Origin of the sequence: Burkholderia sp. 9775_39 (assembly GCF_015712225.1) — a bacterium.
Taxonomy (GTDB): Bacteria; Pseudomonadota; Gammaproteobacteria; order Burkholderiales; family Burkholderiaceae; genus Burkholderia; species Burkholderia cenocepacia.
The window spans coordinates 1-26,792 of sequence record NZ_JACCQC010000021.1 but is presented as its reverse complement, the minus strand read 5'-3'; the positions used below and the strand labels follow the sequence as shown (position 1 = coordinate 26,792).

General features: G+C 67.0%; 28 protein-coding genes and 1 pseudogene. 9 read left to right on the top strand and 20 right to left on the bottom strand.

The window, feature by feature from the left end:
- The first annotated feature begins 2 nt into the window (after positions 1–2).
- Positions 3–599 (top strand): polysaccharide deacetylase family protein, encoded by a 597-nt coding sequence (locus H0X90_RS25380; RefSeq protein WP_077190241.1) that lies wholly within the window; start codon positions 3–5, stop codon positions 597–599.
- On the opposite strand, the gene H0X90_RS25375 is transcribed toward H0X90_RS25380, so the two are convergent.
- On the bottom strand, positions 596–1,582 hold the full coding sequence (locus H0X90_RS25375) for a phosphotransferase (RefSeq protein WP_077190242.1): 987 nt from the start codon (positions 1,580–1,582) through the stop codon (positions 596–598). The genes H0X90_RS25380 and H0X90_RS25375 overlap by 4 nt on opposite strands.
- Positions 1,583–1,607: 25 nt before the next feature.
- Between H0X90_RS25375 and H0X90_RS25370 the strand changes: the two genes are divergently transcribed.
- Positions 1,608–2,297, top strand: coding sequence for a cephalosporin hydroxylase family protein (locus H0X90_RS25370; RefSeq protein ID WP_043205648.1), 690 nt, complete (start codon positions 1,608–1,610; stop codon positions 2,295–2,297).
- Here the strand turns inward: H0X90_RS25370 and H0X90_RS25365 are convergent.
- The 6 genes from H0X90_RS25365 to H0X90_RS25340 all read right to left on the bottom strand — a co-directional run bounded on the left by H0X90_RS25365 (position 2,254) and on the right by H0X90_RS25340 (position 8,996).
- Positions 2,254–3,462, bottom strand: a complete 1,209-nt coding sequence (locus tag H0X90_RS25365; RefSeq protein WP_077190243.1) for a glycosyltransferase — start codon at positions 3,460–3,462, stop codon at positions 2,254–2,256. The genes H0X90_RS25370 and H0X90_RS25365 overlap by 44 nt on opposite strands.
- Before the next feature lie 7 nt (positions 3,463–3,469).
- Complete coding sequence (locus H0X90_RS25360) at positions 3,470–4,546, bottom strand: asparagine synthase-related protein (protein ID WP_077190244.1); 1,077 nt, start codon at positions 4,544–4,546, stop codon at positions 3,470–3,472.
- Positions 4,543–5,421 carry a 4Fe-4S cluster-binding domain-containing protein gene (locus tag H0X90_RS25355; RefSeq protein WP_077190245.1) on the bottom strand — a complete coding sequence of 293 codons (879 nt, stop codon included), beginning with the start codon at positions 5,419–5,421 and terminating at the stop codon, positions 4,543–4,545. Before H0X90_RS25355 ends, H0X90_RS25360 begins: the two co-directional genes overlap by 4 nt.
- Position 5,422: 1 nt before the next feature.
- Complete coding sequence (locus H0X90_RS25350) at positions 5,423–6,421, bottom strand: phosphotransferase enzyme family protein (RefSeq protein ID WP_077190246.1); 999 nt, start codon at positions 6,419–6,421, stop codon at positions 5,423–5,425.
- Positions 6,422–7,171, bottom strand: coding sequence for an FkbM family methyltransferase (locus H0X90_RS25345; protein WP_077190247.1), 750 nt, complete (start codon positions 7,169–7,171; stop codon positions 6,422–6,424).
- A 232-nt stretch (positions 7,172–7,403) separates the two neighbouring features.
- Complete coding sequence (locus H0X90_RS25340) at positions 7,404–8,996, bottom strand: ABC-F family ATPase (RefSeq protein WP_062910594.1); 1,593 nt, start codon at positions 8,994–8,996, stop codon at positions 7,404–7,406.
- 168 nt (positions 8,997–9,164) lie between these two features.
- Between H0X90_RS25340 and H0X90_RS25335 the strand changes: the two genes are divergently transcribed.
- Positions 9,165–9,617, top strand: coding sequence for a lipocalin-like domain-containing protein (locus H0X90_RS25335; protein WP_034201722.1), 453 nt, complete (start codon positions 9,165–9,167; stop codon positions 9,615–9,617).
- A 93-nt stretch (positions 9,618–9,710) separates the two neighbouring features.
- Here the strand turns inward: H0X90_RS25335 and H0X90_RS25330 are convergent, their stop codons facing one another.
- Positions 9,711–12,032: an AsmA family protein gene (locus tag H0X90_RS25330; protein ID WP_077190249.1), complete on the bottom strand. Its 2,322-nt coding sequence runs from the start codon at positions 12,030–12,032 to the stop codon at positions 9,711–9,713.
- 152 nt (positions 12,033–12,184) lie between these two features.
- On the opposite strand from H0X90_RS25330, the gene H0X90_RS25325 reads away from it, so the two are divergent.
- A complete protein-coding gene (locus H0X90_RS25325; protein WP_077190250.1) occupies positions 12,185–12,886 on the top strand; it encodes an ATP-binding cassette domain-containing protein in 702 nt (233 codons plus the stop codon).
- The gene (gene fetB / locus H0X90_RS25320) at positions 12,883–13,686 is read left to right on the top strand and encodes an iron export ABC transporter permease subunit FetB (protein ID WP_006485250.1); all 804 of its coding nucleotides are present in this window, start codon (positions 12,883–12,885) and stop codon (positions 13,684–13,686) included. The genes H0X90_RS25325 and fetB overlap by 4 nt, the downstream gene beginning before the upstream one ends.
- A 36-nt stretch (positions 13,687–13,722) precedes the next feature.
- Here the strand turns inward: fetB and H0X90_RS25315 are convergent, their stop codons facing one another.
- The 3 genes from H0X90_RS25315 to H0X90_RS25305 all read right to left on the bottom strand — a co-directional run bounded on the left by H0X90_RS25315 (position 13,723) and on the right by H0X90_RS25305 (position 16,141).
- Positions 13,723–14,196: a PliI family lysozyme inhibitor of I-type lysozyme gene (locus H0X90_RS25315; RefSeq protein WP_077190251.1), complete on the bottom strand. Its 474-nt coding sequence runs from the start codon at positions 14,194–14,196 to the stop codon at positions 13,723–13,725.
- Positions 14,197–14,414: 218 nt separating this feature from the next.
- The gene (locus H0X90_RS25310) at positions 14,415–14,966 is read right to left on the bottom strand and encodes a DUF6013 family protein (RefSeq protein ID WP_034178470.1); all 552 of its coding nucleotides are present in this window, start codon (positions 14,964–14,966) and stop codon (positions 14,415–14,417) included.
- A gap of 158 nt (positions 14,967–15,124) precedes the next feature.
- Entirely contained in the window at positions 15,125–16,141 is a 1,017-nt protein-coding gene (locus H0X90_RS25305; RefSeq protein WP_034201719.1) for a zinc-binding alcohol dehydrogenase family protein, read from the bottom strand.
- A gap of 124 nt (positions 16,142–16,265) precedes the next feature.
- On the opposite strand from H0X90_RS25305, the gene H0X90_RS25300 reads away from it, so the two are divergent.
- Both H0X90_RS25300 and serB read left to right on the top strand, forming a co-directional pair.
- Entirely contained in the window at positions 16,266–17,204 is a 939-nt protein-coding gene (locus tag H0X90_RS25300; protein WP_006485262.1) for a LysR family transcriptional regulator, read from the top strand.
- A gap of 166 nt (positions 17,205–17,370) precedes the next feature.
- Positions 17,371–18,216 (top strand): phosphoserine phosphatase SerB, encoded by an 846-nt coding sequence (gene serB / locus H0X90_RS25295; RefSeq protein WP_012492650.1) that lies wholly within the window; start codon positions 17,371–17,373, stop codon positions 18,214–18,216.
- A gap of 87 nt (positions 18,217–18,303) precedes the next feature.
- On the opposite strand, the gene H0X90_RS25290 is transcribed toward serB, so the two are convergent.
- The 4 genes from H0X90_RS25290 to rimO all read right to left on the bottom strand — a co-directional run bounded on the left by H0X90_RS25290 (position 18,304) and on the right by rimO (position 22,548).
- Positions 18,304–19,485 carry a cystathionine beta-lyase gene (locus H0X90_RS25290; RefSeq protein WP_006497182.1) on the bottom strand — a complete coding sequence of 394 codons (1,182 nt, stop codon included), beginning with the start codon at positions 19,483–19,485 and terminating at the stop codon, positions 18,304–18,306.
- A 113-nt stretch (positions 19,486–19,598) separates the two neighbouring features.
- Positions 19,599–20,138 carry a hypothetical protein gene (locus tag H0X90_RS25285; protein WP_048986474.1) on the bottom strand — a complete coding sequence of 180 codons (540 nt, stop codon included), beginning with the start codon at positions 20,136–20,138 and terminating at the stop codon, positions 19,599–19,601.
- A 118-nt stretch (positions 20,139–20,256) separates the two neighbouring features.
- The gene (locus tag H0X90_RS25280) at positions 20,257–21,183 is read right to left on the bottom strand and encodes a sugar kinase (protein ID WP_006485268.1); all 927 of its coding nucleotides are present in this window, start codon (positions 21,181–21,183) and stop codon (positions 20,257–20,259) included.
- A gap of 3 nt (positions 21,184–21,186) precedes the next feature.
- Positions 21,187–22,548, bottom strand: coding sequence for a 30S ribosomal protein S12 methylthiotransferase RimO (gene rimO, locus H0X90_RS25275; protein ID WP_006497181.1), 1,362 nt, complete (start codon positions 22,546–22,548; stop codon positions 21,187–21,189).
- 563 nt (positions 22,549–23,111) lie between these two features.
- Here rimO and H0X90_RS25270 point away from each other — a divergent pair.
- Together H0X90_RS25270 and H0X90_RS25265 are read left to right on the top strand one after the other, a co-directional pair.
- Positions 23,112–23,372, top strand: a complete 261-nt coding sequence (locus H0X90_RS25270; protein ID WP_048986472.1) for a transporter suffix domain-containing protein — start codon at positions 23,112–23,114, stop codon at positions 23,370–23,372.
- A gap of 143 nt (positions 23,373–23,515) precedes the next feature.
- Positions 23,516–23,770 carry a hypothetical protein gene (locus tag H0X90_RS25265; RefSeq protein WP_012328614.1) on the top strand — a complete coding sequence of 85 codons (255 nt, stop codon included), beginning with the start codon at positions 23,516–23,518 and terminating at the stop codon, positions 23,768–23,770.
- Between the two features lie 84 nt (positions 23,771–23,854).
- Here H0X90_RS25265 and H0X90_RS25260 read toward each other — a convergent pair whose 3' ends face one another.
- The 5 genes and pseudogenes from H0X90_RS25260 to H0X90_RS25240 form a co-directional block, all read right to left on the bottom strand.
- Positions 23,855–24,463, bottom strand: coding sequence for a dihydrofolate reductase family protein (locus tag H0X90_RS25260; RefSeq protein WP_227739778.1), 609 nt, complete (start codon positions 24,461–24,463; stop codon positions 23,855–23,857).
- Between the two features lie 40 nt (positions 24,464–24,503).
- Positions 24,504–24,638, bottom strand: coding sequence for a hypothetical protein (locus H0X90_RS25255; protein WP_034201652.1), 135 nt, complete (start codon positions 24,636–24,638; stop codon positions 24,504–24,506).
- Positions 24,639–25,044: 406 nt separating this feature from the next.
- Positions 25,045–25,611: a polyhydroxyalkanoate synthesis repressor PhaR gene (phaR, locus tag H0X90_RS25250; protein ID WP_006485265.1), complete on the bottom strand. Its 567-nt coding sequence runs from the start codon at positions 25,609–25,611 to the stop codon at positions 25,045–25,047.
- Positions 25,612–25,730: 119 nt separating this feature from the next.
- Positions 25,731–26,471: a 3-ketoacyl-ACP reductase gene (locus tag H0X90_RS25245; protein ID WP_006491801.1), complete on the bottom strand. Its 741-nt coding sequence runs from the start codon at positions 26,469–26,471 to the stop codon at positions 25,731–25,733.
- 121 nt (positions 26,472–26,592) lie between these two features.
- Positions 26,593–26,792: pseudogene (locus tag H0X90_RS25240) on the bottom strand (acetyl-CoA C-acetyltransferase); the annotation flags it as partial.

The window sequence follows — 26,792 nt, the reverse complement described above, 5'->3', positions numbered from 1 at the left end:
CCATGACGACCATTCACCTCAGTTTCGACGACGGCCCCGGCCCCTCGACGCCTGCGCTGCTCGACGTGCTGCACCACGCATCGTGCACGGCGACCTTCTTCGTGCTCGGCAAGCATCTCGCGGGCGCGCTCGACGTCGCAACGAGAATCGCGCGCGACGGCCACCGGCTCGGCAACCACACGTATTCGCACGCGAAACCGGGCGCGCTCGCCGACGCCGCGCTGATCGACGAGATCGACACGACCGACGCGCTGATTCGCGACGTCTACCGTCGCGCCGGCCTTGCCGCGCCGGACACGATCCCGCTGCGCCTTCCATACGGGTTGATGCCGCAGGACGGTCGCGCGGCCGTGCTCGCGCGCGCGCAACGCGAACACACGGGCTGGACCGCGATACTGGACGACTGGCAACGGCCGGCGCCGTCGCCGCACGCGCTGTTCGACGCGATGTGCGCGCATGCCGATGCCTGCGCGGCGCAGCATCGCGACGTGCTGTTCTGCCTGCACGATGGATCGCGGCACGGCGACGCGCGGCCCCACACGGTCGAAGCGGTGCGGCTGTTCCTGAACCGGCAGCGCGCTGCCGCCACGCCCCGTTAGCCCGCGGGCACCGCCCCATCCAGCAACTGCCGCCAGCCGCCGAGAAATCCGATGCCGGGCCCGGGCATCCACAACCCGCGCTGCGCGGCTTCGAGATGGATCAGCGTCTGGTCCGCGCAGAACAGCGTCGTCAGCGCGTCGTGGTGGTCGCGCAGCCAAGCCGGCGCCGCATCCGGGCGCGTCGCCGCATAAGCGTCGAGACTGGCCACCCATCGCCCGCGGTCGAACACGAAGCCATCGTCCCGGTCCGCATCGCGCGACAGCGCGAACGACGCAAAGGCCGCCTCGAGCCATGGCGCGCCCTGGCCCACGTCGTCGAAATCCAGCACGCCGTTCACCGCGTTGCCGACGTACAGCAGGTTGCCCGCGTGATAATCGCCGTGCAGCCAATGCGCCGGCCCCGTCAGCCACGCCGCCGCCGCGTCGAGATGCGCGCCGATCCGGCGGATCACCGTGTCGTAGGCATCGTTCAAATCGCCCGGCAGCGACGGCATCGCGCGCGCCGCGACGCGCGCATGCCGCGCGGACAGCCACGCCAGCGGCGCCGCTTCGCTCGCGGGTATCGCGGGTATCGCGGGTATCGCGGCCAGTGCCGTATGCAGATGCGCGAGCGTGCGCATCGCATCGGTCGCCCCCGCGTGCGGGTCGTCCGGCAGGCCGGGACGGCCGTCGATATGCTCGAACAGATGCAGCCAGCGTCCGTCGGGCAGCCGCACGCCGGTTCGCGCGTCGACGGTCGGCCGCAGCCGCGGCAGCGCGGGCAGCCGCGGCGCCGTCGTGCGTGCCGCGCCGAGACGGCCGAGGATCGACGCCTCGCGCTGCATCTGCCCGAGCGGCTTGCCGGCCCACGACACGCGCAGCACCGCGCGCCCCGCATCGCCCTCGACGAGATACGTTTTGTTAGTATGGCCCGACGCCAGCGCCTGCAGGCGCGCCGGCCCGATGTTCCAGTACCGGTGAAGCCACGGTTCCAGCGTTTTCACGTCACTCCTACTCGTTGCATTGACCATGTCAGAGCGTCCTTCGGCCCGCATGCGGGACATCAACATCGAATGGCTGACGCGCGCCGCCGAATTCGGCCACCTGTTCCAGACCCGCTGGCTCGGCGAGCGCTTCTTCCATCTGCCCGGCGACATGCTCGCGCTGCAGGAACTGATCTGGCGCGAGCGCCCCGACTGCATCGTCCAGACCGGCATCGCGGCGGGCGGCGGCGTGGTGTTCACCGCGTCGATGCTGGAACTCGCGGGCAATCACGGCCGCGTCGTCGCAATCGAGCCGCGCCTGCGCGACGAGGTCCGCCAGCGCCTGCAATCGCACCGCCTCGCCGATCGCATGGTGCTGATCGAAGGCGAATCGTGCGCGCCCGACACGCTTGCATCGGTACGTACGCAAATCGACGACGGCGCGCGCGTGATGGCGATCCTCGATCTCACGCATACGCACGCGCACGTGCTGCGCGAACTCGAATGCTATGCGCCATTCGTGACGCGCGGCAGCTACGCGATCGTGATGGACACCATCATGGAGTATCTGCCCGAGTCGATGTTCGACGGCAAGCCGTACGGCCGCGGCAACAACCCGGCCACGGCCACACGCGAATTCCTCGCCCGCGACGATCGCTTCGAAGTCGACCACGACATCGAGGACCGCGTGCTCATGACGCTGTCGCCAGGCGGGTTCCTGAAGCGAGTGCGCTGATCAGGCGCGCGGCTTGCGCGGAGCCGTCGCGCGCCGCATAGCTGTCGCGGATCCGCGCCGCGTGTTCGCGCAACGGTCCGGCGCGTAACAGGCGTTCGAGCGCATCGGTAATGTCCGCGACACCCGCCTGCTGCAGATCGAGCACGCAGCCCGCACCGGCCCGCTCGACGAAGTGCGCCGAATGAAACTGGTCGTTGCAGAACGGCGACAGCAGCATCGGCACGCCGCACGCGAGCGACTCCATCACCGAATTCGCGCCGCCGTGGCTGACGAACGCGTGCGTGCGCCGCAGCAGCGCCAGTTGCGGCGCGTAACGTACCGCGATCACGCGTGCGTCACCGGCCGGCAGCAGATCCGAATCGACCAGTTCACCCACCGACAGCAGCAGTTGCGCGGACGTCGCGCGCGTCGCGTCGATCACCTTCGCGAACAGGTCCGGATGGTAGTAAAGCTGGCTGCCGAGCGACATGTAGACGAGCGGCCGATCCGCGTCGAGGCGCTCCCACGGGAACGCCGTCTCGTCGCCGCGCGGGCCCGACGGCATCGCAGGGCCGACCAGTTCGACACCCGCGGGCGGCGCGCCGACCAGCGCGTCGGTCGTGAACGCGAGCGTCAGGTGCGGCGACAGCACGTCGCAGCCGCGAAAGCGTGCGTCGAGGCCGTAGCGCGCGAACAGGCGCGTGCGTTCCGGTGCGAGCCATCGCACCGTGCGCAGCAGCTCCGAATCGAGATCGTCCGGCAGCACCGGATTCAGCGAATTCGACATCGACACCCACGGCAGCCCTTCCAGTTCCGCGGCAATCGCCGCCGCATAGAGCAGCGGATCGATCACGACCACGTCGGGCTGCCATTCGCGCAGCACCGCGCGGATGCCGTCCACCTGCGCGGGCGCGAGGTCGATCAGCAGCGTGCGGATCCAGTGCCGCAGCCAGTCGGCGTCGCGAATGTTCGCGGCGAAGCTTGCACCGCGCGACAGGTCGTGGCGCGCGGGCGTCTCGCGCGGCCCGACGAACGCGAAACCGCCGGCGCCGTCGAGCTGGTCGCTGATGTCGGCCGGCGCATAGAACGCGACGTCGCAACCGGCGGCGCGCAGATGCTGGGCTGGGCCGATGCACGGATTGACGTGGCCCTTCTCGGGCACCACGCAGAACAGGATGCGTTTCATGAACGGCTCAGGTGGGGCGATGCACGGAATCGGGATGAAGGCGATCGAGATGATCGAGATGATCGAGGATCAGAGTCAGCGTCGTCCACAGCACGCGTTCGGTATCCGTCTGCAAAGCGGGCGCGGCCACGCCGAGCGTGTCGGCCAGCGCATGCGTGCGGTCGCGATCGAGCAGCGTCGCGAGATCCATCGCCGGCGCGAGCCGCCCGCGCTTGGGACCGTGCACGAGACGGTCCGGCAGGTTCAGGCGCGCCCCGAGATCGCGCAGGCACTGCTTGTTCGGATCGGGCGCGATGCTCGTCAGATGCGCGACGACGGCGGCATCGACGAACGGCGGATGCAGATCCACCGACGCGGCGTCGAACAATGCGTGACACAGCGGCAGATAGTTGGCCGACCGGTCGCGGCGCAATACCTGATCCGCACCGTCGCCGGTTATCGCGACCTCGACGCCGTCCGCTGCCATCGCCTCGGCCAGCAGCAGCTTCGCGACCGGATGCAGGTTGAACATCGGCTCCTCGACCGCATGGGTCGTTCTCGGCAGCGCCGCGATGAAATCGGCCTCGGTCGCGCGCACGATCTTCACGTTCGCCTGCATCTGCGTGGCGAGTTCGAGCGCCGCGTCGCGTTCGCAGTAATCGGGCATGTCGGTCACGAGGATGTAGGCCGTCACGTGCCGCAATGCGCCGAGCTCGCGCAGCAACGCGAGCAGCAGCGCCGAATCGAGCCCGCCGCTCAGCGCCAGCGCGACCCGCTTGCCGCTGTCGAGCGCGCGCTGCAGCGACGCGCGCAGCGCGGTGCCCAGATCGGCGGGCTGCGGCCGCTCGGGCGCCGGCTGCACCGTCAGCCCCTGCGGCGACCGGATCAGTGCATGGCCGGGTGGCACCGCGAGCACGTCGCGCAGCACGGTGCGGCCGACGAGGCGCTCGCCGCTCAGGTAGCCCGCGATGGCGGCCGCGTCCGGCGCGCCGGCCGGTTGCCCCGACGCCCGCAATACGGCGCGGATACCCGACGCCGACACGCCGCTGCGCGGATGGTAGTGCAGACGATCGAAACCGAACGGGTCGCGCGTGCCGACGATCATGGATAACGAGCCTTCAAGGTGTCCACTTCAATGCGTTTGAGGATGCGATGCGGCGCCACCGGCGCGCTGCCACCCTGACAATGCAGGCACGCTTCGAGCGGCGTCTCGCGTTGCAGATAGGCGAGCATCGCGTCGAGCATGCCCGCATCGTCGCGCAGCGGCAGGCCATCGGCCTGAAAATCCTTCTCGCCCTGGTACAGCGTATGGAAATGCGCGGGGCGCGTGCACGTGTAGAACATGCCGTCGCGAATCATATGGCAGCGCTCGCGAATCCAGCAATCGTGATACAGGCGCTGGGCTTCGTCGAGATCCGTGCCCGGCTGGGCGCGGTTCATCGTCGTGAACACGTCCTGCATCTTCCAGTTCAGGCGCACGTCGAAGCGCGCGGCCTGGCGCTCGACATGCGCGACCAGGTCGGCGGAAAGCGCGGGCTTCGGATAGCGCGAGATCGTCAGCGCATCCACCGCTTGCCAGAACGCGTCGGGCATCTCGCCGAGTTTCAGGCCGTTGGTCGTGACCGAGATCACGGGCGCGATGCCGGTCGCGCGTACGCGCTCGATCATTTCGACGAGCGCCGGATGCAGCAACGGCTCGCCGCCGACCAGCTTGAACATGCGCGGGCGCAACACCTTCGCGGCCTTGCGCAGATCGGCTTCGATCGATGCGGGGCTCGCGTACCACTCGGGCAACAGCGGCGACAGCGAGCAGCATTCCGCGCAGGTCAGGTTGCAGTGATCGACGATATGCGCTTCCAGCGAGCGCGTCTGCACGCGCCCGTCCTCGACGCGGTAATCGCGATCCAGCGGCGGCGGAAACACGTGTTGCCGCTCGCCGGAGCGCGGCGGATTCGGGATCTGGTTCGGATTCGCACTCACATCAGCTTCCTGCTTCCACGCAACGGGAAAAGAAATCGATCAGATGGCCACGCGCGTCCACCATCGCGGACGCCATCGTCACCGCGCCATTCAGGTGCGACGCGAAGCACGACGGATCGTGAAGCCAGCCTTGCACGATCCACAGCTTGAGCGCGTGCTGCACGCACGCGGCATCGACCGCCCACGCGATGTGCGCGGGGTTCACCGGCCGCACCCGCTGGTAAGCACGCACGAACGCTTGCGCGAGGTGCGGCGCTTCCAGCGGCAAATGATTCAGGCAGCGCACCAGCTCGTATTCTCGAGGCGCGCCGATCGACGCTTCCCAGTCGACGATCAGCGGCGGCAGCGTGCCCATGAACAGATAGTTGAACTGGTTGTAATCGTTGTGGATCGGGTGCTGCGGATCGTCGGCCGGAAACGCTTCGATGCTGCCCGGATAGTAGCGGTCGAGCATGCGCAGCGCGAGATCGACGTAGCGGCGCAGGTTCGTGGCGTCGGCGGCGTTCGCATCGGCTCGATCGAGTGCATCCAGCAGGTTCCGGCGTACCGCATCCGCGTCGATCGACGTCAGCCGCGCACGGAGCGTATCGAGCGACGGCAGATGCAGTCGTTCGAGGCTCACGTGCAACGCGGCCAGACTCGCGCCGAGCGCATCCCATTCGGCTGGCGAGAACGTATCGTAGGTCTTGAATTGCCCGGCTTCCCAGCGCGTCAGCATCGCGTGCGCATGTTGCCCTGACCACAGCGATGCGCCGGACGTCGTGCGCTCAAGCGTCTGCACATGAAAACGGGGGTCGTCATGCGTTTCCAGATGCGCGAGCACGGCGGTTTCCTTGACTGCGCGCGCATGGTGTTCGAGCGCATAGAGTTTCACTGCCACGCCCGCGCCGCCGCTGGTCGGCAGATGCCACACCCGTTCGCTCACTTGCGTCGGCGGCCCGACGCGACCGAGGTCGTACGCGCCGCGAATCTCGTCGAAGGTGACGGCGAGCGAATCCATTCAGATGTGCTCGGCCGGCCCATGCCGATAAGGATGGCCCGTCAGAAACGTGTTGTGTCCGACGTAGCGCAGCTTGTACATCGCCGGCCGGAACAACACCGACGGATCGTTGTTCGCGATGCCGAGCAGCGGGTACAGGTCGTGTCGCACGAAAAACGCGTTATTGCCCATGTCGTCGCAGCAGACGAGTTCATAGCCTTTATCGCGGCCGAGATGCACGAGCGATTCGAGGCTCGCGCCGTAATAGGTCGAGCCGTCCCATTCGTGGTCCGGATTGAAGCACATGACCCAGCGCTCGGGCGGCGTGTAGTACGGGTTGTATTCGATCACGACGATGCGCGGCTCAAACGCTTGCAGCCCACGCCACACCCAGTAATCGTTGCCGTCGATGTCGATCGACAGCAGGTCGAAGTCGGCCGGTACGTTCGCGTCGGTGAGCAGTCGGTCGACCGTGTCGGGCTGCACGCGATCGTGATGCAAGCGGACGCGCTCCACGCCCGCGTAGTGGGCGGTGAGCTTGCCGAACCGGTATGTGCTGCCTTCCACGAGTACGCCGGCCCAATCGTGTTCACGCAGCAACCGCGCCGTGTTGCTGTTGCGCAGGCCGTCGCTCGCGCCGATATCGACACAGAAACGGTTGGTCGGCGCGATCCGCTCCATCAGGCGCGCCAGGATGCCCTCCTCGGTGCCCTGCGCGTACAGGCTGGGCGCAAGGCCGGACAGATCGAGCGGGAGAGGATGGTCCTGCATCGAGGGCAGCTCCGGGGTGAAATGGGGAATGATGGGGCGTTGGGTGCGTAATTTACCTGAAGTCGATTACGCGGAGGAAACTCGGATGCGCGATGCGGTCGCGTTTTACCGCAGTGGATATGAAAAAGCCCGCATCGACATTACTGTCGATGCGGGCTCGTAGCGGTTCCGGCGATTCGCTCAGTGCGGTAGGCCTACCGTGCACCCACGACCGGAGAAAACCTCAGGACACTTACTCCTGCCCCTGGCTCGCCAAGAACTCCTCGTAATTCCCGCCGAAGTCGAACAGCGTGCCATCCGTCTTCACTTCGATGATCCGGTTCGCCAGCCCGCTCACGAACTCACGGTCGTGCGACACGAAAATCAGCGTGCCTTCGAACTGCTCGAGCGCGATCTGCAGCGACTCGATCGATTCCATGTCCATGTGGTTGGTCGGCTCGTCCATCAGCAGCACGTTGTGGCGGCCGAGCATCAGCTTGCCCCAGATCATGCGGCCCTTCTCGCCGCCCGAGAGCACCTTCACCGACTTCTTGATGTCGTCCGACGAGAACAGCAGGCGGCCCAGCGTGCCGCGCACCATCGTTTCGTCGTCGCCGTCCTTGCGGTACTGGTCGATCCAGTCCATCAGCGTGATGTCGTTCGGGAACTCCTCGTACGTGTCCTGCGGCATGTAGCCGACGTTCGCGTTCTCCGACCACTTCACCGTACCGTGATCGAGCGGCAGCGCGCCGAGCAGCGAGCGCAGCAGCGTCGTCTTGCCCGCGCCGTTCTCGCCGATGATCGCGATGCGCTCGCCCGGCTGCACCGACAGGTTGAAGTTCTGGAAGATCGTGCGCTCGTACTTCTTCGTGATCTCTTCTGCGACCACCGCGACGTTGTGCAGCTTCTTCTCGAACTCGAAGCGGATGAACGGGTTCTGGCGCGACGACGGCTTGAATTCCTCGATCTTGATCTTGTCGATCTGCTTCGCGCGGCTGGTGGCCTGGCGCGCCTTCGACTTGTTCGCCGAGAAGCGGCGCACGAAGTCCTGCAGTTCGGCCACGCGCTCCTTCGCACGCGCGTTCGCCGCAGCCTGGCGCTCGCGCGCCTGGGCCGACGCGAGCATGTAGTCGTCGTAGTTGCCCGGCCAGACCTTCAGCGTGCCGAAATCCATGTCGGCCATGTGCGTGCACACCGAGTTCAGGAAGTGACGATCGTGGGAGATGATGATCATCGTCGAGTTGTACTCGTTGAGCGTGTGCTCGAGCCAACGGATCGAGTTGATGTCGAGGTTGTTGGTCGGTTCGTCGAGCAGCAGCACGTCCGGCTTCGAGAACAGCGCCTGCGCGAGCAGCACGCGCAGCTTCCAGCCCGGCGCGACGTCGGCCATCGTGCCGTTGTGGAACTTCTCCTCGATGCCGATGCCGAGCAGCAGCGCGCCCGCGCGCGCTTCGGCGTCGTAGCCGCCGTATTCGGCGAACTTGCCCTCGAGCTCGGCCGCGTGCATGTAGTCGTCGTCGGTGGCTTCCGGGTTCGCGTAGATCGCGTCACGCTCGGTCATCGCGGCCCACATCTCGGTGTGGCCCATCATCACGACGTCGAGCACGCGCACGTCTTCGTACGCAAACTGGTCCTGGCGCAGCTTGCCCAGGCGGACGTTCGGCTCCAGCGCGACGTTGCCGGCGCTCGGCTCGAGGTCGCCGCCGAGGATCTTCATGAAGGTCGACTTGCCACAGCCGTTCGCGCCGATCAGACCGTAGCGGTTGCCCTCGCCGAATTTGACCGAGATATTCTCGAACAAGGGCTTCGGCCCGAATTGCATCGTGATGTTGGCAGTAGAAAGCACGGCAGGTCCCGTTAAGAGAGAAATCGACGGAAAACCGTGTATTTTAGCAGGTGTCGGAGAAACTGCCGACCGCACCGTCCCGGCGGCGTATTCCCGGCCTCAGGCCCGGCGCCGGCGGCCCGTCAATACGACGGCACGCGCTGCACCGCCGTCTCACCGGAATCCCGCATGCTCGCCAGCCAGCTTCGCGAACAACTCGTCGGCGCATGGCGCCTCGTGTCCTACGAAATCCGCCCACGCGACGGCAGCACCGTCACCTATCCGCTCGGCCGCGACGCGCGCGGCTGGATCCTGTACACGCCCGACGGCTACATGTCCGCGCAGCTGATGGCGGCCGGCCGCCCGCCCTACGCGGACGGCGACCTGCAGGGCGGCAGCGTCGAGGAACGCGCGGCCGCGGCGCGCGGCTACATCGCGTATTCAGGCCCCTTTAATGTCGACGACGACGGCATGTTGACCCATGAAATGGACGTCAGCCTGTATCCGAACTGGATCGGTAACGTCCAGCAGCGCGTCGTCAGCCTGGACGGCAACCGGCTGCAGCTCAGCACGGCCGGACCGGTTCGGATCGACGGCCGGGAGGTCGAGCCGGTGATCGTCTGGGCACGCGCCGGCCGCTGAGCGTGCCTGGGGCGCAGCACGGCCGTCGCGCGGCCGGCCGCGGCCATGATACCGATGCCGCACCATGGTGCATGCCGCTCCCGCGGCTGCGCGTCACTTGCCGGCCTTCTTGGCCGCTTGCTGCGCCGCCTTCGCCTTCATCTGCCCGAACAGTTCGGAGCACGGCACGTCGCGGTTGTTGCTCGGCGCGATCAGCGGGATCAGCGCCGCGAACGGGTTGATCAGCCCGAGGCCGACCATCGCGCCGGCGCGCAGGGCAAGCGCGCCCGCATCGACGCCGACCTTCGGGTTCTTGAACGTGCCCTTCGCATACAACGGCGAGCGCAGCGAGAAGATCCGGAAGCCCTTCGTGTGCGGATGGATCTTCAGGTCGAGCGATTCGTCGCGCAGGTTGATCGGGCCGTCGACGTTGATGAGCGCATCGTCGGTATCGAGCGCGAACACCTTCGGGTCGAGCATGCCGTCGGTCGCCGCGAAATCGATCGCCGCGCAGTTGATGTTGACGTCGCGGTTGCCGAACAGCTTCTCGTAGACCACGTTCGCAACGTTCAACCCCGCGGCCTCCATCAGCAAGCGGCTGATCCGGCCGTTGGTGATGAGCGCCTTCACTTCGCCGGTCGACGTCGCCGCGAGCGCGGCCGGCGAATTGCCCGTTGCCGACAGCGACGCGTCGCCGTTGATTTCGCCGAGCGCCGTCTGCATCACCTTCTGCGTCGGGAACAGCTGCTTGAGCTTCAGATGCCGCGCGGCCAGCGTGAAGCGGCCCTTGAGCGGCGTGCGGCTGCCGTCGAGATGCGCGTTGGTCGCGAGCGTGCCGCCCGCGACGCCGAACTGCAGCGGCTCGAGCGACAGCACGCCGTCCTGCAGCAGGATGTGCGTGTACAGGTTGGTGATCGGCAACTGCGGGCTCTTGATCAGCTTGCGGCCGGTGAACTTCACGTCCGCGTCGATCGCGCTCCAGCGTTCGGTACGGAACGTCGCCACCGGCAGCACGCGGTCGGGCGGCTGACGCGTCGTGTCGCCGCGCTTGGCCTTGCTCGCGGCCGTATCGGCGCCGATCACCGGTGCGAGATCGGAGAACTGCAGCAGGTTCGACACGAGTTCGCCCGACAGCTTCGGACGCGGTTCGCGCTGCGCCCAGGTGAGCGTGCCGCCGAGATCGCTGCCGCCGACGCGACCGTTGAAGTTCTCGTAGCGGAAGGTGCTCGCATGCGGCTTGAAGTTGCCGATCAAGCGCCCTTCGGTCGCGTACGGCGGCGTATCGGGCAGCGTGATGCCGGTGAGCTGGTAAAGGTGCGACATCGACGTGCCCTGCAGCCACAGCCGCAAGTCGAGCGCGGCGAGATGCATCGGGTCGGTCAGCGTGCCGACGATCGCGAGCCGCGTATCGCCGGCCTTCACGTCGGCCTGCAGCGGGAACGGCCGCGACGTATCCTGGATCGCGAGCACGCCGCCGACCTTGCCGGTACCGTTGATCGGCACGTTCTTGTAGCGGCCGTCGACCTTCAGCCCGAATGCATAGGTCGGACCGGACGGTTTCGCGGGCGCCGCGGCCCCGCTCGCGCCGGACGCGGCAGTCGCCGTCGATGCGGAACGCGCGGACGCGGCGGACGCACCCGACGCAGCCGACGCACCCGATGAACCCGATGAACCCGCCGAACCGGCAGCAGCCGAAGCAGCCGACGCCCCCGACGACGCAGCCGCGCTCGGAGCCGACGCGCTCGACGCGGCCTGCGCATCGGCCTTCGCACCCAGTTGCGCGGCGCCGTGCTTGCCGACGCGCTGCGCCGACGCCGCACGCGACGTCTGCTCCTGCTCCTTCAGCACGTCGCCGAGCGGGATCGGCTGGCCGAGCGTATCGATCGCGATGGTCAGGTCGGCCTTCGTGATCGCGTCGCGATACGTGACGGTGCCCTTCGCGAACCCGAAGCTGTCGAGCCGCACCTTCCACCGCGAAGGCTGCGACGATTGCTTGAACTGGAAGGTCCACGTATTGGTGCCGTCCGCGCGCCGCTCGAGATCGACGGCAGGATTCACGACGTCGATCGACGGGATGACGATTTCATGTGCCAGCAGCGGCAGGATCGCGAGATCGAAGTGTGCGGCATCGAGCGTGACGAACTTGGGCGCCTTCGCCCAGTCGGGATTGCCGATCTCGAGCTGGGTGGCCGAGAAGCTCGGCCAGGGCACCCATGCGCGCCAGCCGGTCTCGCCATCGGGGCGACGCCAGCCGACCTTGAGGTCGCCGTTGATCGCGAACGGGCGGCCGAGTGCGGCACTCACCTGTTCGTTGACCCACGGTTTCGCCCGGTTCCAGTCGAACGTGAAGAGAAAGACGCCGGCCGCCGCGATGAGCACCGCGACGATACCGACGATCCATGCAGCCGATTTGCCGATGGCTCGGGTTAGCGTCATGGCGGTTCCGTTGTTGTTCTGAAGCGTTGCCGCACGATGCCGGGCCGCTTGCGTGGACGAACGGCGCACGACAACTGCGGCTTTTCAATCGGTATTATGACGCACGACGTGGCGGCCTTTCGGCGCCATTAACGCTTTTTTTCATTTGTGACATGACCTCCCTCACCGGCCTCATCGATGCGCGGCACATCACGCGGCGCGACGCCAGCAGCGGCAAGACCTTGCTGGCCCCGACCGATTTCAGTCTCGCCGCGGGATCGCGAATTGCTATCACGGGACCGTCCGGGTCGGGCAAGAGCGTGCTGCTGCGCGCGCTCGCGCTGCTCGATCCGCTCGATGGCGGCCAGCTCCTGTGGCGTGGCCGCCGGATCCGGCGCGGTGCGATTCCGCGCTACCGGCGCAGCGTCGCCTATGTCCGCCAGCGCCCCGCGCAGATGGACGGCACCGTCGAGTCGCAATTGCGCTATCCGTATTCGCTCGCGATCTATCGCGACATCGCGTTCGATCGCGCGCGCGCCGAAGCGCTCGCCGCGCAGGCCGGTCGCGGCGCCGACTTTCTCGACAAACGCGCGAGCGACCTGTCCGGCGGCGAAGCGCAGATTACCGCGCTGCTGCGCGTGCTGCAGCTCGATCCCGACGTGCTGCTGCTCGACGAGCCGACCTCCGCGCTCGACCCCGAGTCGGCACGCGCGATCGAAGCGCTCGTCGGCGCGTGGTTCGACGCGGCGCCCGATGCACGGGCCTACATGTGGATCTCGCACGATCCCGCGCAGGCCGCGCGGATCGGCACGATGCAGCTCGTGATGCAGGCCGGCGTGCTGCACGCGGCCAACCCGACGGAGGCTGCGCAATGAGCCCGGCACTGCAGGACCTGAGCCTCGTCGACGTCGGCATCGCGGCCGCGCTCGTCGCGGTCAACGGCGCGATCTCGGCGGCGCTGTCGCTCGGCCTCGGCCGCAAGCTCGCGCTCGCGGCCGTGCGCACCGTCGTGCAGTTGCTCGCGATCGGCTACGTGCTCGGCTGGGTGTTCGGCCATCCGCACTGGTACGTCGTGCTGCCGCTCACCGCGCTGATGACGCTGATCGCCGGTTTCGCCGGTGCGGGGCGCGGCAAGCGCACGTACCGCGGCCAGCGCCTCGACAGCATCGCATCGATCTGGTTCAGCAGCTGGTTCGTCGCGGCGGTCGGGCTGTTCGTCGTGATCCGCATCCATCCGTGGTTCGCGCCGCAATACGCGATCCCGATCCTCGGGATGATTCTCGGCAATACGCTGACGGGCGTATCGCTCGGCGTCGAGCGAATGATGGAAGAACTCACCGCGCGCCGCGATCGCGTCGAAACCGCGCTCGCGCTCGGTGCGACGCGCTGGGAAGCCGCGCAGGACGCCGCGCGCCAGGCCGTGCGCGCGGGCATGCTGCCGACGCTGAACCAGATGGCGGTGGTCGGCGTCGTGAGCCTGCCGGGGATGATGACGGGCCAGGTGCTGGCCGGCCAGTCGCCGCTGCAGGCCGTGCGCTACCAGATCGTGATCATGTTCCTGATCGCCGCGGCGTCCGCGCTCGGCACGGTCGGCGCGGTGCTGATGACCTATCGCCGGCTGTTCTCGGCCGATCACCGCTTTCTCGCATCGCGACTCGAAGAGCGCACGCATTGACGCGTCGCTGCAGCGCGCGAGGCGCGGCCAGCGCGGTCAATGCGCGCTGCGTCGCTTGCCGATCGCCTGCCGGAGTGCGGCCGAGATATCCGCATCGGGCGCGAGCCAGTCGACCGAAGCAATCAGTCGCACCGCGCGCGACGTCGTCACATACGCCTGCGCGCCGACATAGCCGCCGCTGCCGGCCGAGCGCGTGGTCACGACGAGCGCCTGCGGCGCGCGGGCGCCGAGGTCGGCCGTGTACGCATCGACGATCGTGCCGTCGCGCGCATGCAGCGTGCCCGTCACGTAATCGTCGGTATCGAAGCCCGGGGCGGCATGCGCGGTCGAATACACGCGCACCGCGTAGCTGCCGGTCGAGCACGGTTCGAGTGCGCCGCTCGATATCACCGCCACCTGCTGCCGCGACGGCAGCTCGACCTTCTTCACGAAACCGCATTCGTCAGCCGCGTGAGCGTGCGCGACAACGAACGCAATGGCAGACAGCAGCGCGTGCATTCGAAGTTTCATCGGGAAATAGTGACCGGAAGGAGAGGATGCGGGCGAGCATAACGTGACATCCACATGACGTCACGCCTCGCCATTGCACGATCGCGGCACCGTTCCGCGAAGCAGGCGGCCAAACGCATGGCGACGACGGCACGACCCGCTCGCGTGCGGCCCTGCTCGCTCCGCCATCGAACCGGTTGCGCGCGCACCGACAGAAATGCCGGTCCGCGCGTGCCCGCTCAATGCTTGATCGACACCGTCACCTTGGTACCGTCGCTCATCGTCACGGACTTCGACCCGCCGTTGGTCGAGATCGACACCCACTTCACCTGGCTCACCGACACGACGTCGGGGCACTGCAGCGACTTGCCGCCGGCCGTCACGCTGCGCGTGCCCTTCGGCGCGGCCGCCTGGAAGCTCAACTGCACGTTGGCGACGCCCTTCGCATCGACCGACGGTGCGAGCCGCACCTGGGTCTGCCGCACCATCGCGCCGTTCGCGTCGCGCGGCAGGTTGTCGGCGTTCGGGCAGCCGTCCGGCATCGCGACCGCGCCGCTCGGCGGCACCGACTTCCAGTTGAAGTCGTCCGTCTCGCCCGAACGGATCTTGCGGGTCTCCTGCGTATTGCCGAAGGTCTTCGAGTCGACCTTGACGGTGTATTCGAGCTGTCCCGTACCGCCGCCCTTCAGGCTGCCCTTGACCGGCGGCGCCGCGAATACGCTCGCGCTGACGCACGCCGCCGCGAACACGACCGACCACGATGCGGCGACTGACAAGCTGCGTTGGCTCATGCTGACCTCCTTGTAATGCGGCGGCACGCGCGTGCCGCGCGGTTTTCGATGCATGATGCGTTGCCAGTCTACCGCCAAGCGCGCTGCAATGCGCCGCAAACGCATCGGGTGTTACCCCGCTTGCGTTCGCGGCGCCGCAACCTTACGCGCGCTGCCGCTCAGAAGCCGCTCAGCACGAGCTTGCCGATCGCGCGTCCGGCCTCGAGCATCCGGTGCGCGCGCCGCACGTTCTCGGCATTGATCGTGCCGAGCTGTTCGCCGAGCGTCGTACGCAGCGTGCCGCCATCGACGAGCCGCGCGACTTCGCCGAGGATCCGGTGCTGCTCGATCATGTCCGGCGTCTCGAACATCGCCCGCGTGAACATGAATTCCCAGTGAAACGCGGCGCTCTTCGCCTTCAGCAATTCGACCGGCACGGGCTTCCCGTTCTCGACGATCGTGCAGATGCCGCCCTGCGGCCGAATGACTTCCGCCGCGGCCGGGAAATGATGGTCGGTATCGTTGAAGATCAGCACGTAGTCGACGCTCGGATGGCCGGCCTCGCGCAACTGCGCCGGCAGGTCGCCGAAATGGTCGACCACCGCATCCGCACCGAGCGAGCGCACCCAGTCGGCCGACGCCGGCCGCGACGCGGTCGCGATCACGTGCAACTTGCCGAGCGTCTTCGCGAGCTGGATCGCGATCGAGCCCACGCCGCCCGCGCCGCCGATGATCAGCACCGACTTGCCGGCGTCCGCGCCCTGCGGCGACACGCGCAACCGGTCGAACAGCGCTTCCCACGCGGTGAGCGCGGTGAGCGGCAGCGCGGCCGCCGCCGCGAAATCGAGCGTGCGCGGCTTCAGCGCGGCGATCCGTTCGTCGACCGCATGGAATTCGCTGTTCGCGCCGGGCCGCGTGATGCTGCCCGCGTAGAACACTTCGTCGCCGGGCCGGAACAGCGTGACGTCGGCGCCGACCGCGACGACCGTGCCGGCCGCGTCCCAGCCGAGCACGCGCGGCGTCTCCTCGACCTGCGGCTTCGGCGCCCGCACCTTGGTGTCGACCGGGTTCACGGAAATCGCCTCGACCTTCACGAGCAGATCGCGCGGGCCCGGCACGGGTTGTGGCAGTTCGACGTCGAGCAACGCTTGCGGGTCGTCGATCGGCAGATAACGGGTGAGTCCAACGGCTTTCATCTCGATACTCCTTTCAGGGAATCCGGCAGGCTGCGGCGCAACCTCCATGCGTGCCATCGTAGGCAACCCGATCCTTCGAGAAAACCGCTATATTCCCTGAAACATTTTCAGGAATTTCAGAATAATGACGTCCGATCCGATTCCGGCGCCCGACAAGCCGCTCGACCTGCTCGACGTTGCGCTGTTCGTCCGCGCGGCGCTGCTGTCGAACGTCAGCGCGGCCGGGCGCGAATTCGGCGTGTCGGCCGCCGTTGCCAGCGCACGCATCGCGCAGCTCGAACGCCAGCTCGGCGCCCGGCTGCTGCACCGCACCACGCGCCGCATCAGCCTCACGCAGGACGGCGAAGTCTTCATGGCGCGCGCCGACGCGCTGCTGGCGGCCGCCGACGCCGCACGCGCGTCGGTGGGCCGCGGCCGCAGCGAGCCGTACGGGCGCTTGAAGGTGTCGATGTCGTCGTCGTTCGGCCGCCAGCACGTCGCGCCGGTGATTCCGGCGTTCCTGCGCCGCTACCCGTCCGTGTCGCTCGATCTGCGGCTGTCCGACGAGATCGTCGACCTGGTCGACGACGGCTACGACGTCGCGATCCGCCTCGGCGCGCTGAAGGATTCGACGCTCGTCGCGCGCAAGCTCGCCACGAACCGCCGCGTGCTGTGCTGCTCGCCCGCCTATCTCGCCGAACGCGGCACGCCGCGCCATCCGGCCGACCTGACGCAGCACGAGTGCGTGATCCTCGGCGACCAGCGCGACTGGTCGTTCGCGACGCCGCAGGGGCCGCTCACGGTGCGGGTCGGCGGCCGGCTGGTGGCGAGCAACGGCGAGGCGATCCGTGAAGCGCTCGTCGACGGTTTCGGGATCGCGATCAAGTCGACCTGGGACGTCGGCCCGCTGCTCGCTAGCGGCGCGCTCGTCAGCGTGCTCGACGACTATCCGTTCGCGGAAGACGTCGCGATCTGGGCCGTCTATCCGAGCCGCGCGCACGTGCCGCTGAAAACGCTCGCGTTCATCGCGTTCCTGGCCGAGCATTTCGGCGATCCGCCGTACTGGGATCGCGCGAACGGGTGACCCCGCTGCCGCGCACGGTTTCGTGCCGGCCCCGGCCGCCATGCGCGGCCAACCGGCTACAATGGCGCGTTCGCGACGCAATGGCCCGCCGCCGCACCGGGCCCGCGCTCGCAGGCGGCCGCCCGTGGGCCGCGCACGTCATTCATTCGTCTCCCAACCACTCGTCATGACCCACAATCTCGTCATCCAGAGTCTTGCGCCGCTGTCGGACGCCCATCACAAACCGCTGCTCGCGCTGTCGCGCGGCACCCGCATCGTGCAGACCGACGATCACGCGCTGCGCATCGAAAACGCGAGCCCGGCGCAGCGCCTCGACATCGACGCGTACTGCGGCACGCATGCGCTCGACTTCGGCTTCGTCGAGGCCGGCCGCACGCTCGGCGATTTCGGGCTCGCCGTGATGGACATGGATTCGACGCTGATCACGATCGAATGCATCGACGAAATCGCCGATTTCTGCGGGCTGAAAACGCAGGTCGCGGAGATCACCGAAGCGTCGATGCGCGGCGAGATCCGCGACTTCAACGAAAGCCTCACGCGCCGCGTCGCGCTGCTGGCCGGGCTCGACGCGCACGCGCTCGAGCGCGTGTACGAAGAACGGCTGCAACTGTCGCCGGGCGCCGAGACGATGCTGGCCGGCGTGAAGGCCGCCGGCATGAAGACGCTGCTCGTGTCGGGCGGCTTCACGTTCTTCACCGAGCGGCTGAAGGCCCGCCTCGGCCTCGACTACGCACATGCGAACACGCTCGAGATCGTCGACGGCAAGCTCACCGGCAAGGTGCTCGGCGAGATCGTCAACGCCGACGTGAAAGCCCGCCTGCTGCGCGAGACGTGCGCGTCGCTCGGCCTCGAACCGCACCGCGCGATCGCGATGGGCGACGGCTCGAACGACCTGAAGATGATGGCCGAAGCCGGGCTGTCGGTCGCGTTCCACGCGAAGCCCGTCGTGCGCGATGCGGCGACGGTCGCGTTCGACCATGTCGGCCTCGACGGGCTGCTGCGACTGTTCTGATTTCGCGGCACCGTCAATGAAAAACGCCGGCGCGACAGAGCATCGCGCCGGCGTTTCGTTTTTGTGCCGGACGTGGCCGCCCTGCGATCAACCCAGTGCGGCCTGCATCGCACGCTCGATGTCCGCGCGCAGATCGCCTTCGTCTTCCAGACCGACGTAGAAACGCACCAGCGTGCCGCGATGCGGCCAGTCCGGACGCATCGACGCGACGTCGTAAGGCATCGCGAGGCTGCACGCGCCGCCCCAGCTCCAGCCGATCGCGAACAGCTCGAGCGACTCGACGAAACGGTCGACCTGCTCCGCGCTGTAGCGTTCGTCGAACACCACCGAGAACAGCCCGCCCGCGCCCGTGAAATCGCGCATGAACGACGCGTGCCCCGGGCAGTCGGCGATCTGCGGATGCAGCACCGTCGCAATCTCCGGCCGCGCCTTCAGCCATTGCGCGAGCGCGAGCGCGCTCTTGCTGTGCGCGTCGAAGCGCACCTGCATGCTCGGCAGGCTGCGCAGCACGAGCGAGCAATCGTCGACCGACACGCCGATCCCGCAGCGCATCCGTGCGAGCTTCAGCTTCGCATGCAGCTCCGCGTTCGCGGTGATCGTCGCCCCCATCAGCACGTCGCTGCCGCCCGACTGGTACTTGGTCAGCGCCTGCACCGAAATGTCCACGCCGTGCTCGAACGGCTTGAACGCGAGGCCCGCCGAAAAGGTGTTGTCGATCGCGGTGACGATGCCGCGCGCCTGCGCGGCCGCCGTGATCGCCTGCACGTCGGGCACTTCCATCGTCACCGAGCCGGGCGCCTCGATCCAGATCAGCCGCGTGTTCGGCTGGATCAGCTCGGCAATGCCGGCGCCGATCAGCGGATCGTAGAAGCGCGCGGTGATGCCGAAGTCCTTCGCGAGCCAGTTGCCGAAATCGGCGTTCGGGCCGTACACGTTATGCGGAATCAGCACGTCGTCGCCCGCTTTCACGATCCCGAAGTAGACGTTCATGATCGCCGCGAGGCCCGACGGCTGCAGCAGCGCGTGCGTGCCGCCCTCGATCTCGGCGAGCCGCTGCGCGAGCGCGAGCGACGTCGGCGTCGCGTGCAGCCCGTAGCGCCACTGGTTGTCGTTGTGCCAGACCAGCGCGCGCATCGTCGCGAGATCGGGGAACACGACCGTCGACGCGCGCGCAACCGGCGGCACGAACGAACGGAAGCCTTCCGGAATGACGTCGTCGGGTTGAACGATGCGGGTTTGCAGCGCGCGCTTGGGAGTGGATGCAGTCATGACGGGGAGCCGGGCACGAGGCCGTTCGGTTGCGGAATATGTCGTTAGAGTAGCCAAAATCGGCGCGCTTGGCCCGGTACAATGCGCGCCGCGCACACCGAGCCAGCGCGTGCTCAGTCGTCGGTACGCAGGTTGACGACGCCGCCTACCGTCTCGATTTCGTGCACGCGACCGTCGCGCACCTGCAGCGCCGCGCGCTTGCCCGGCGCCAGGCGCAGCACGACCGGCTGCGGGTCCGATTCGTCCGAGTTCATCCGGTCGGCCTTCAGGTCGCCCGTCGCGTCGAAGCGGCCGATCCACACGCCGGTGATGTTGGTGCCGTCGTTCGATTCCTCGATCTCCAGCGTATCGCCGTCGCGGTCGCCCGCGAGCAGCACGACCTCGCCCGTGTCGGCGAACTGATATTCGCCGTGCACGCCTTCCTCGTCCGTCTTCGGGCCGAGATGCACGACGATCGGCCGGTCGCCGAGCGTGCCTTCATAGCGCGGCAGGCGGGCGAACTCGGGATTCGGTTTCAGCGGCCGCGCCGGCGCCGGTTCATCCTGCTGCACGCCCGGCGCGACTGCCTGCGCGGCGACGCTCCCCGGCATCGCGATACCTGCGACCAGCGCGCCGGCGACGAGCGCCCGTTGCCATTCCCAATATCGACCCACGTTGTGTTGCTCCTTGCTTCAGATTCGCCCGACATCGCGGACGGCACCGGGTCGAGACCCGGTTCCTGCGTGACCGCGCAAGCCTGCGCGGCGAATGCGCCGGCCTGCGCGTGTCGCGTCAGCCCTGCATCAGGCGTTCCACCGCATCGCGACGCGGAATCGGCGCGACCGCGCCGTAACCGGTCGTCGACAGCGCCGCCGCCGCGTTCGCATAACGCGCGGCCGCGAACGGATCGTCGCCCGCGACGATCCGCGCGACGAATGCGCCGCCGAAGCAGTCGCCCGCACCGGTCGCGTCGACGGCCTCGACCGCGAAGCCCGGCACGACGCGCCGCTCGTTCGGCGTCGCGACATACGCGCCTTCCTTGCCGAGTTTCAGCGCGACGACCTGCGGCCCGTGTTCGAGCATCGCGTCGACGATCGCGTCGCGATCGTTCGCGCCCGTGAGCGCCGTGACGTCGTCCCAGCTCGGCAGGCAGATGTCGGTCTGGCGCAGCGCCTCGCGCATCACCGCGCGAGCGCGCGGCAGCGGCCACAGCTTCAGGCGCAGGTTCGTGTCGAAGCTGACCTTCGCGCCGTGGCGACGCGCATGGTCGATCGCCGCGAACGCCGCATCGCACGCGGCCGTGCTGATCGCAAGACTGATCCCCGACAGGTGCACGGCCTTCGCGGCCGCCAGCGCGTCGAGCGGCAAGTCGCCTGTCGCATAGCGGCTCGCAGCCGACCCCGCGCGCAGATAGTCGAACTGATGGCCGTCGGCGCCGTGCGTGACGAAATACACGCCGGTCGGCGCCGCGCGGTCGATTCGCACGTACGTCGTGTCGACCTGCTCCGACGCCCACATGTCGGCGAGCAGGCGGCCGAACGGATCGTCGCCGATCGCCGACACGAAGCCCGTCGATGCGCCCTGGCGCGCCGCCGCGATGCAGAAGTTCGACGTGTCGCCGCCGAAGCCCTGCAGGAATTCAGGGCGTCCCGGCTGCGACTGGTTGAATTCGATCATCGCCTCGCCGAGCGCGAGGATCTCCGGAAATACCGCGGCCATCGCTTACACCTCGCCCCACAGATCGTGGCCGTCGGCGCCCGTGATCTTCACGGACACGAAATCGCCGACCTTGTAGCGCTTCGATGCCTTCGCCGCCGGTTCGACGTAGACGACACCGTCGATCTCCGGCGCATCGGCTGCCGTACGGCCGATGCCGCCTTCCTCGCCGACTTCGTCGATCAGCACCTTGAGCGTCTTGCCGACCTTGCGCTGCATGCGGTTCGCCGACACTTCCTCGGCGACTTCCATGAAGCGTGCACGGCGTTCCTCGCGAACCTCGTCCGGCAGCGCGCCGTCCAGGTCGTTCGCGGTCGCGCCTTCGACCGGCGAATACGCGAAACAGCCGACGCGATCGAGTTCCGCTTCGCGGACGAAGTCGAGCAGCGTTTCGAACTGCTCTTCCGTCTCGCCGGGGAAACCCGCGATGAACGTGCTGCGGATCGTCAGGTCCGGGCAGATCTCGCGCCATTTCTGCACGCGCTCGAGCACCTTCTCCGCGTTCGCGGGACGCTTCATGCGCTTCAGCACTTCGGGGTGCGCGTGCTGGAACGGCACGTCGAGATACGGCAGTACGTGGCCCTTGAACGGACCTTCCGCCATCAGCGGAATCACTTCGTCGACGCTCGGATACGGATACACGTAGTGCAGACGCACCCACGCACCGTACTGCGCCGCGAGTTCGCCGAGCGCGGCGACCAGGTCGGTCATGCGCGTCTTGATCGGCTTGCCGTTCCAGAAGCCCGTGCGGTACTTCACGTCGACGCCGTACGCGCTCGTGTCCTGCGAGATCACGAGCAGTTCCTTCACGCCCGACTTGAACAGGTTCTCGGCTTCCAGCATCACTTCGGCGACCGGGCGCGACACGAGGTCGCCGCGCATCGACGGGATGATGCAGAACGTGCACCGGTGATTGCAGCCTTCGGAGATCTTCAGGTATGCGTAGTGACGCGGCGTGAGCTTGATGCCGGCCGCAGGGACGAGGTCGACGAACGGATCGTGCGGCTTCGGCAGGTGCGAATGCACGGCCTGCATCACTTCGCCCACCGCGTGCGGGCCGGTGACCGCGAGCACCTTCGGGTGGACTTCCTCGATCAGGTTCGAGCCGCTCGCGCTCGACTTCGCGCCGAGGCAGCCGGTGACGATCACCTTGCCGTTCTCGGTCAGCGCTTCGCCGATCGCGTCGAGGCTTTCCTGCACGGCTTCGTCGATGAAGCCGCAGGTGTTCACGACGACGAGGTCGGCGCCGTCGTAGGTGCCGGAGATTTCATAACCTTCGGCGCGCAGTTGCGTGATGATTTGTTCGGAATCGACGAGCGCTTTCGGGCACCCGAGGGATACGAACCCTACTTTGGGGGATTGGGACATCTGGAGTGTGGGGGCGTGGCAGCAAAAGCGTGAGTTTACAGGGATTTAGGGGTGGCGAGGCAAAATGAGCGACCGGGAAGGATCGTCGCGTGCCGGATTGGCTGAAGCGCCACATCGGCGGTGCCGGGCGGTGCGATCGACACATGCGGGCGCCTTCTGCTCGGCAACGGGATCGCCATGCGGTTTCGAAGCTGCGCTGCAGAAAAAACAGGGCCAAGGTGCGGTTTTTCGTTGCGCCGCCCAAGCACGGTCCATACCGGGCCACACCCGATGTACGCCGGCAGCCCGCGACAACGGTATGCCGCCGCGCCGCCTTCCTGGCCAAGCTTGCCGCTCCCGTCCCGACTCCTGTGCGTCGGACGCGCATGTTTCCGCTCGTCCGGCGATCGAGATTGACGCCGCGCGGCATCGCGCCTCATAATGCGACGAACTACTCCGTTTATTAATTTTCGCGCAGCGAACCGAAGCATCTGCCAGCAGCGAGATGACCGCCCGGCGGGACTTCCGGCCGCGCAACGCCCGCGCAAACAAACCCTGCTCGATCCCCGTCAGAAGGACATGCGATGCCCCAATCGAAATCGAACATCAGAAAGAAAACCGGCCTGGCCCTACTGGGCGTCGTGCTGTTGTACTGGATCGCGGTGCCGATCCTTCCGTTTACGTCCATCCCGAACAAGGCGTTCGTGATCCCGGCGCTGGTCGTGATCGGCGAGATCGTGTTCGTGGCCGCCGTCGCGCTGCTGGGAAAGGAATACTGGGCCCAAATAAAAGGATGGGTGACTCGGCGCTTATGCAGGAAAAACGCGAGTGGCATCGGGAAGTAACGCTCTGTCGCCGGCGCCGGCGGTCTGGGAAGACATGCCACGCGGTCGGTCAAGCCCATCGCACGAGAATCGGCATGGACTCGCGAAGCCGCTATGCGAAAATCTCGGCATCCGCTCTCTTCAATCGACCCAACGGGGCTCGCATGACTACCCACCTCACGATCGAATTCACCGAACACGCCGCAGAAGCCATCGGCGAACAGACCAGCACCAGCTTTTCCTACGATCAGGGCGCCCATGTCCCGCAACCGGGCGACTTCGTCGAACTCGAAAACTCCCGGCAGACGTTTCTGGTGATCGGCCGCGTGTTCTCGCTGAAGGCCAACTACAGCGCCGTCAAGCTCGTGCTCGACCTGCCGCCGTCGGACGACGATCAGGATTTCGGCCCGGCGCACTGAGTCACGACGAAACGCGTCACGCCAGTCAAAGCCAACGCGCATGCAACGCCGGCCGCGGCGCTGCATGCGTCACCGCCATACGCGTCAATCCTGCGTGACGGGCACATACATGGCCTGCATCAGCCCGCTCGGCAACCGCTTCGTATCGTCGAGCCGCAGCACCGTTTGCGGCAGGTCAGCACCGAACAGCGGAATCCCCGTGCCGAGCACGATCGGCACCCAGCTCAGCGTGATGCGATCGACGACGCCGGCCTTGAGGCCTTCTCGCACGGTCAAGCCGCCGTCCAGATAAACGTGACGATGGCCTTGCTTCGCCAGCCGCTCGAACAGCGCCGCAAGCGTGCCGTCGAACGGTTCTTCGCCGTGGCGCGACGCCAGTTCGCGGCGCGTCATGACGACCATCCGCTTGCCGGCATACGGCCACGGGTCGAAGTTGATCACCGTGTCGTACGTATTGCGCCCCATCACGATCACGTCGATGTCGTTCATGAGCGCCGTGTAACCGGTGTCATCCGGCGAATCCGATGAAAACGGCTCCAGCCATGACAGATCGCCATTGTCGCCGGCGATGAATCCATCGAGACTGAGCGCGAGAAACACACTGACGCGAGGGCGCATACGAAGCATCCTTTCATGAATGCAAGGATGGCGAGTATAGCGGCGATCCGCGTACCCTGCCGCTGCTTGCGCCACATCGACAGAGCGGCGTCGCTCGGCTCGATCGCCGGCCGGATCACGCTTCCATGGTCGCCTTCGCCGCCAAGCGACCGAGCCACGGCGTCAGAATCACGCCGGGGTGCGCAACCACCGCATACACGCCTGCGACGCCGGGCAGAAAGCCATTGAGCGGCACGCCGTCGCTCGTCATCGGACGAAGCGCCGACCTCGCGGACAACGGCGCGAGTGTCGCCCGCCCCGCATCGGCGCGGCATCGTACCGCTCGCCTTGCGCGGGAACCGCTCGCGCGTTTCGCGCCTCGCCGTGCAGCGCCGCTTATGGTACGACAGGCGAGCACGAGCCCACACCATCAGGCGCGGCGCGTCCCGGCTTTCGTTCGTATGGACTGGATCTCGATCGACTGGACAACGGCGATGCCCGCGCAGACGAAGCACGGGCATTCGATGCCGACGATCCTGGACGACCGTCGGCGATTTTTTCCGCAGGCGGCAGCCGCGCATCGTCGTGCCCGAATGCACGACCGCGAGCGGCCGCCCTGCTTCGCGGCGCCGACGTCCGACGGCTCGCGCCGCCGCGGCCGGCCTGCCGCGAAACCGTTACTTCTTTTCGGGCTCCGATGCGCCCGGCTGCTTGAACGGGAACGTGCTGAACATCGACTTCGCCTGGTTCTGCATCTGTTCCTGCATCTGCACGAACATGTTCTTCGACTGCTCGATGTAGCTCGTCATCATCCCTTGCATCATCGGCGCCTGCATGTTCATGAACTGCGACCAGACTTCCGGATTCATCGCGTTACCTTCGTAGAGGTTCTTCGATTGATCCGCGAGCTTGTTCTGGATGTCGATGAATGCCTGGATGTTCTTTTCCAGGTACGTGCCCATCATGCCCTGCATCGCATGACCGTAGAAACGGATGATCTGCGACAGCATCGACGACGAGAACATCGGCACGCCACCGCTTTCCTCTTCGAGGATGATCTGCAGGAGAATGCTGCGCGTCAGGTCTTCGTTGGATTTCGCATCGACGACCTTGAAATCCTCCTGCTCGAGCACGAGCTGCTTCACGTCGGTCAGCGTAATGTACGTGCTTGTCTCGGTATCGTAGAGCCGGCGGTTCGGGTACTTCTTGATGAGCCGTTCGGCCGTCTTCTTTGTAGTAGTCATGTAACGCCTTTGAGTGCAGCGTAGCGCAAGTGACGAATCCCCGCCGCCCGAATCCGGGAGGCGGGGGCCTTCGGAAAACGCCTGGCTGCGCGGCCACCCGGCCCGCGCAGCCAGGACGCTCAGCCCATGTGCAGGCCGCCGTTCAGCGAGAAGTCGGCGCCCGTCGCGAAGCCGGAATCGTTCGACGCGAGCCACGCGACGATCGAGCCGATTTCCTCGGGGCCGCCGAGACGCCGCACCGGGATCGTCGCAACGATCTTCTCGAGCACGTCGGGGCGGATCGCCTTCACCATGTCGGTGCCGATGTAGCCCGGCGACACGGTGTTGACCGTCACGCCCTTCGTCGCGACTTCCTGCGCGAGCGACATCGTGAAGCCGTGAATGCCGGCCTTCGCGGTCGAGTAGTTCGTCTGGCCGAATTGCCCCTTCTGGCCGTTCACCGACGAAATGTTGATGATGCGGCCCCAGCCACGTTCGACCATCCCGTCGATCACCTGCTTCGTGACGTTGAACAGGCTCGTCAGGTTGGTGTCGATCACGGCGGTCCAGTCTTCATGCGTCATCTTGCGGAACACGACGTCGCGCGTGATGCCCGCGTTGTTGACCAGCACGTCGATCTCGCCGACTTCGGCCTTGACCTTGTCGAACGCTTCCTTGGTCGAGTCCCAGTCGCCGACGTTGCCTTCCGACGCGATGAAGTCGTACCCGAGCGCCTTCTGGTCCTCGAGCCATTTCACCCGGCGCGGCGAGTTCGGGCCACAACCTGCGACCACCTTGAAGCCGTCTTTCGACAGACGCTGGCAGATGCTGGTGCCGATGCCGCCCATCCCGCCCGTTACGTACGCAATTCGCTGAGACATAAATCTCACTCCATTTTTTGGTTTCGAGAGCTGCCGGAGGCCCCCTCTGACTTCACGTGACGCCGGCCGAAGCCGCAATCGGCCGGCGCACGGATTCGGTACGCCGGTGACGAACGGCCGGTTACGGACGCTCGACCGCGAGCGCGACGCCCATCCCGCCGCCGATGCACAGCGACGCCAGCCCGCGCTTCGCATCGCGCTTGACCATCTCGTGCAGCAGCGTCACCAGGATCCGGCAGCCCGACGCACCGATCGGGTGACCGATCGCGATCGCCCCGCCGTTCACGTTCACCTTCGACGTGTCCCAGCCCATCTGCTTGT

What these genes read in the sequence shown, in the direction of transcription:
- H0X90_RS25380 (WP_077190241.1), top strand. Translation starts at nt 3, where the DNA reads ATGACGACCATTCACCTCAGTTTCGACGACGGCCCCGGCCCCTCGACG.
- H0X90_RS25335 (WP_034201722.1), top strand. Translation starts at nt 9,165, where the DNA reads ATGCTCGCCAGCCAGCTTCGCGAACAACTCGTCGGCGCATGGCGCCTC.
- H0X90_RS25290 (WP_006497182.1), bottom strand. Translation starts at nt 19,485, where the DNA reads ATGACTGCATCCACTCCCAAGCGCGCGCTGCAAACCCGCATCGTTCAA.
- H0X90_RS25270 (WP_048986472.1), top strand. Translation starts at nt 23,112, where the DNA reads ATGCCCCAATCGAAATCGAACATCAGAAAGAAAACCGGCCTGGCCCTA.
- H0X90_RS25255 (WP_034201652.1), bottom strand. Translation starts at nt 24,638, where the DNA reads ATGACGAGCGACGGCGTGCCGCTCAATGGCTTTCTGCCCGGCGTCGCA.
- H0X90_RS25280 (WP_006485268.1), bottom strand. Translation starts at nt 21,183, where the DNA reads ATGGCCGCGGTATTTCCGGAGATCCTCGCGCTCGGCGAGGCGATGATC.
- H0X90_RS25350 (WP_077190246.1), bottom strand. Translation starts at nt 6,421, where the DNA reads ATGGATTCGCTCGCCGTCACCTTCGACGAGATTCGCGGCGCGTACGAC.
- H0X90_RS25300 (WP_006485262.1), top strand. Translation starts at nt 16,266, where the DNA reads ATGACGTCCGATCCGATTCCGGCGCCCGACAAGCCGCTCGACCTGCTC.
- H0X90_RS25360 (WP_077190244.1), bottom strand. Translation starts at nt 4,546, where the DNA reads ATGATCGTCGGCACGCGCGACCCGTTCGGTTTCGATCGTCTGCACTAC.
- H0X90_RS25245 (WP_006491801.1), bottom strand. Translation starts at nt 26,471, where the DNA reads ATGTCTCAGCGAATTGCGTACGTAACGGGCGGGATGGGCGGCATCGGC.
- H0X90_RS25330 (WP_077190249.1), bottom strand. Translation starts at nt 12,032, where the DNA reads ATGACGCTAACCCGAGCCATCGGCAAATCGGCTGCATGGATCGTCGGT.
- H0X90_RS25305 (WP_034201719.1), bottom strand. Translation starts at nt 16,141, where the DNA reads ATGAAAGCCGTTGGACTCACCCGTTATCTGCCGATCGACGACCCGCAA.
- serB (WP_012492650.1), top strand. Translation starts at nt 17,371, where the DNA reads ATGACCCACAATCTCGTCATCCAGAGTCTTGCGCCGCTGTCGGACGCC.
- H0X90_RS25345 (WP_077190247.1), bottom strand. Translation starts at nt 7,171, where the DNA reads ATGCAGGACCATCCTCTCCCGCTCGATCTGTCCGGCCTTGCGCCCAGC.
- phaR (WP_006485265.1), bottom strand. Translation starts at nt 25,611, where the DNA reads ATGACTACTACAAAGAAGACGGCCGAACGGCTCATCAAGAAGTACCCG.
- H0X90_RS25315 (WP_077190251.1), bottom strand. Translation starts at nt 14,196, where the DNA reads ATGAAACTTCGAATGCACGCGCTGCTGTCTGCCATTGCGTTCGTTGTC.
- H0X90_RS25370 (WP_043205648.1), top strand. Translation starts at nt 1,608, where the DNA reads ATGTCAGAGCGTCCTTCGGCCCGCATGCGGGACATCAACATCGAATGG.
- H0X90_RS25310 (WP_034178470.1), bottom strand. Translation starts at nt 14,966, where the DNA reads ATGAGCCAACGCAGCTTGTCAGTCGCCGCATCGTGGTCGGTCGTGTTC.
- H0X90_RS25365 (WP_077190243.1), bottom strand. Translation starts at nt 3,462, where the DNA reads ATGAAACGCATCCTGTTCTGCGTGGTGCCCGAGAAGGGCCACGTCAAT.
- fetB (WP_006485250.1), top strand. Translation starts at nt 12,883, where the DNA reads ATGAGCCCGGCACTGCAGGACCTGAGCCTCGTCGACGTCGGCATCGCG.
- rimO (WP_006497181.1), bottom strand. Translation starts at nt 22,548, where the DNA reads ATGTCCCAATCCCCCAAAGTAGGGTTCGTATCCCTCGGGTGCCCGAAA.
- H0X90_RS25265 (WP_012328614.1), top strand. Translation starts at nt 23,516, where the DNA reads ATGACTACCCACCTCACGATCGAATTCACCGAACACGCCGCAGAAGCC.
- H0X90_RS25325 (WP_077190250.1), top strand. Translation starts at nt 12,185, where the DNA reads ATGACCTCCCTCACCGGCCTCATCGATGCGCGGCACATCACGCGGCGC.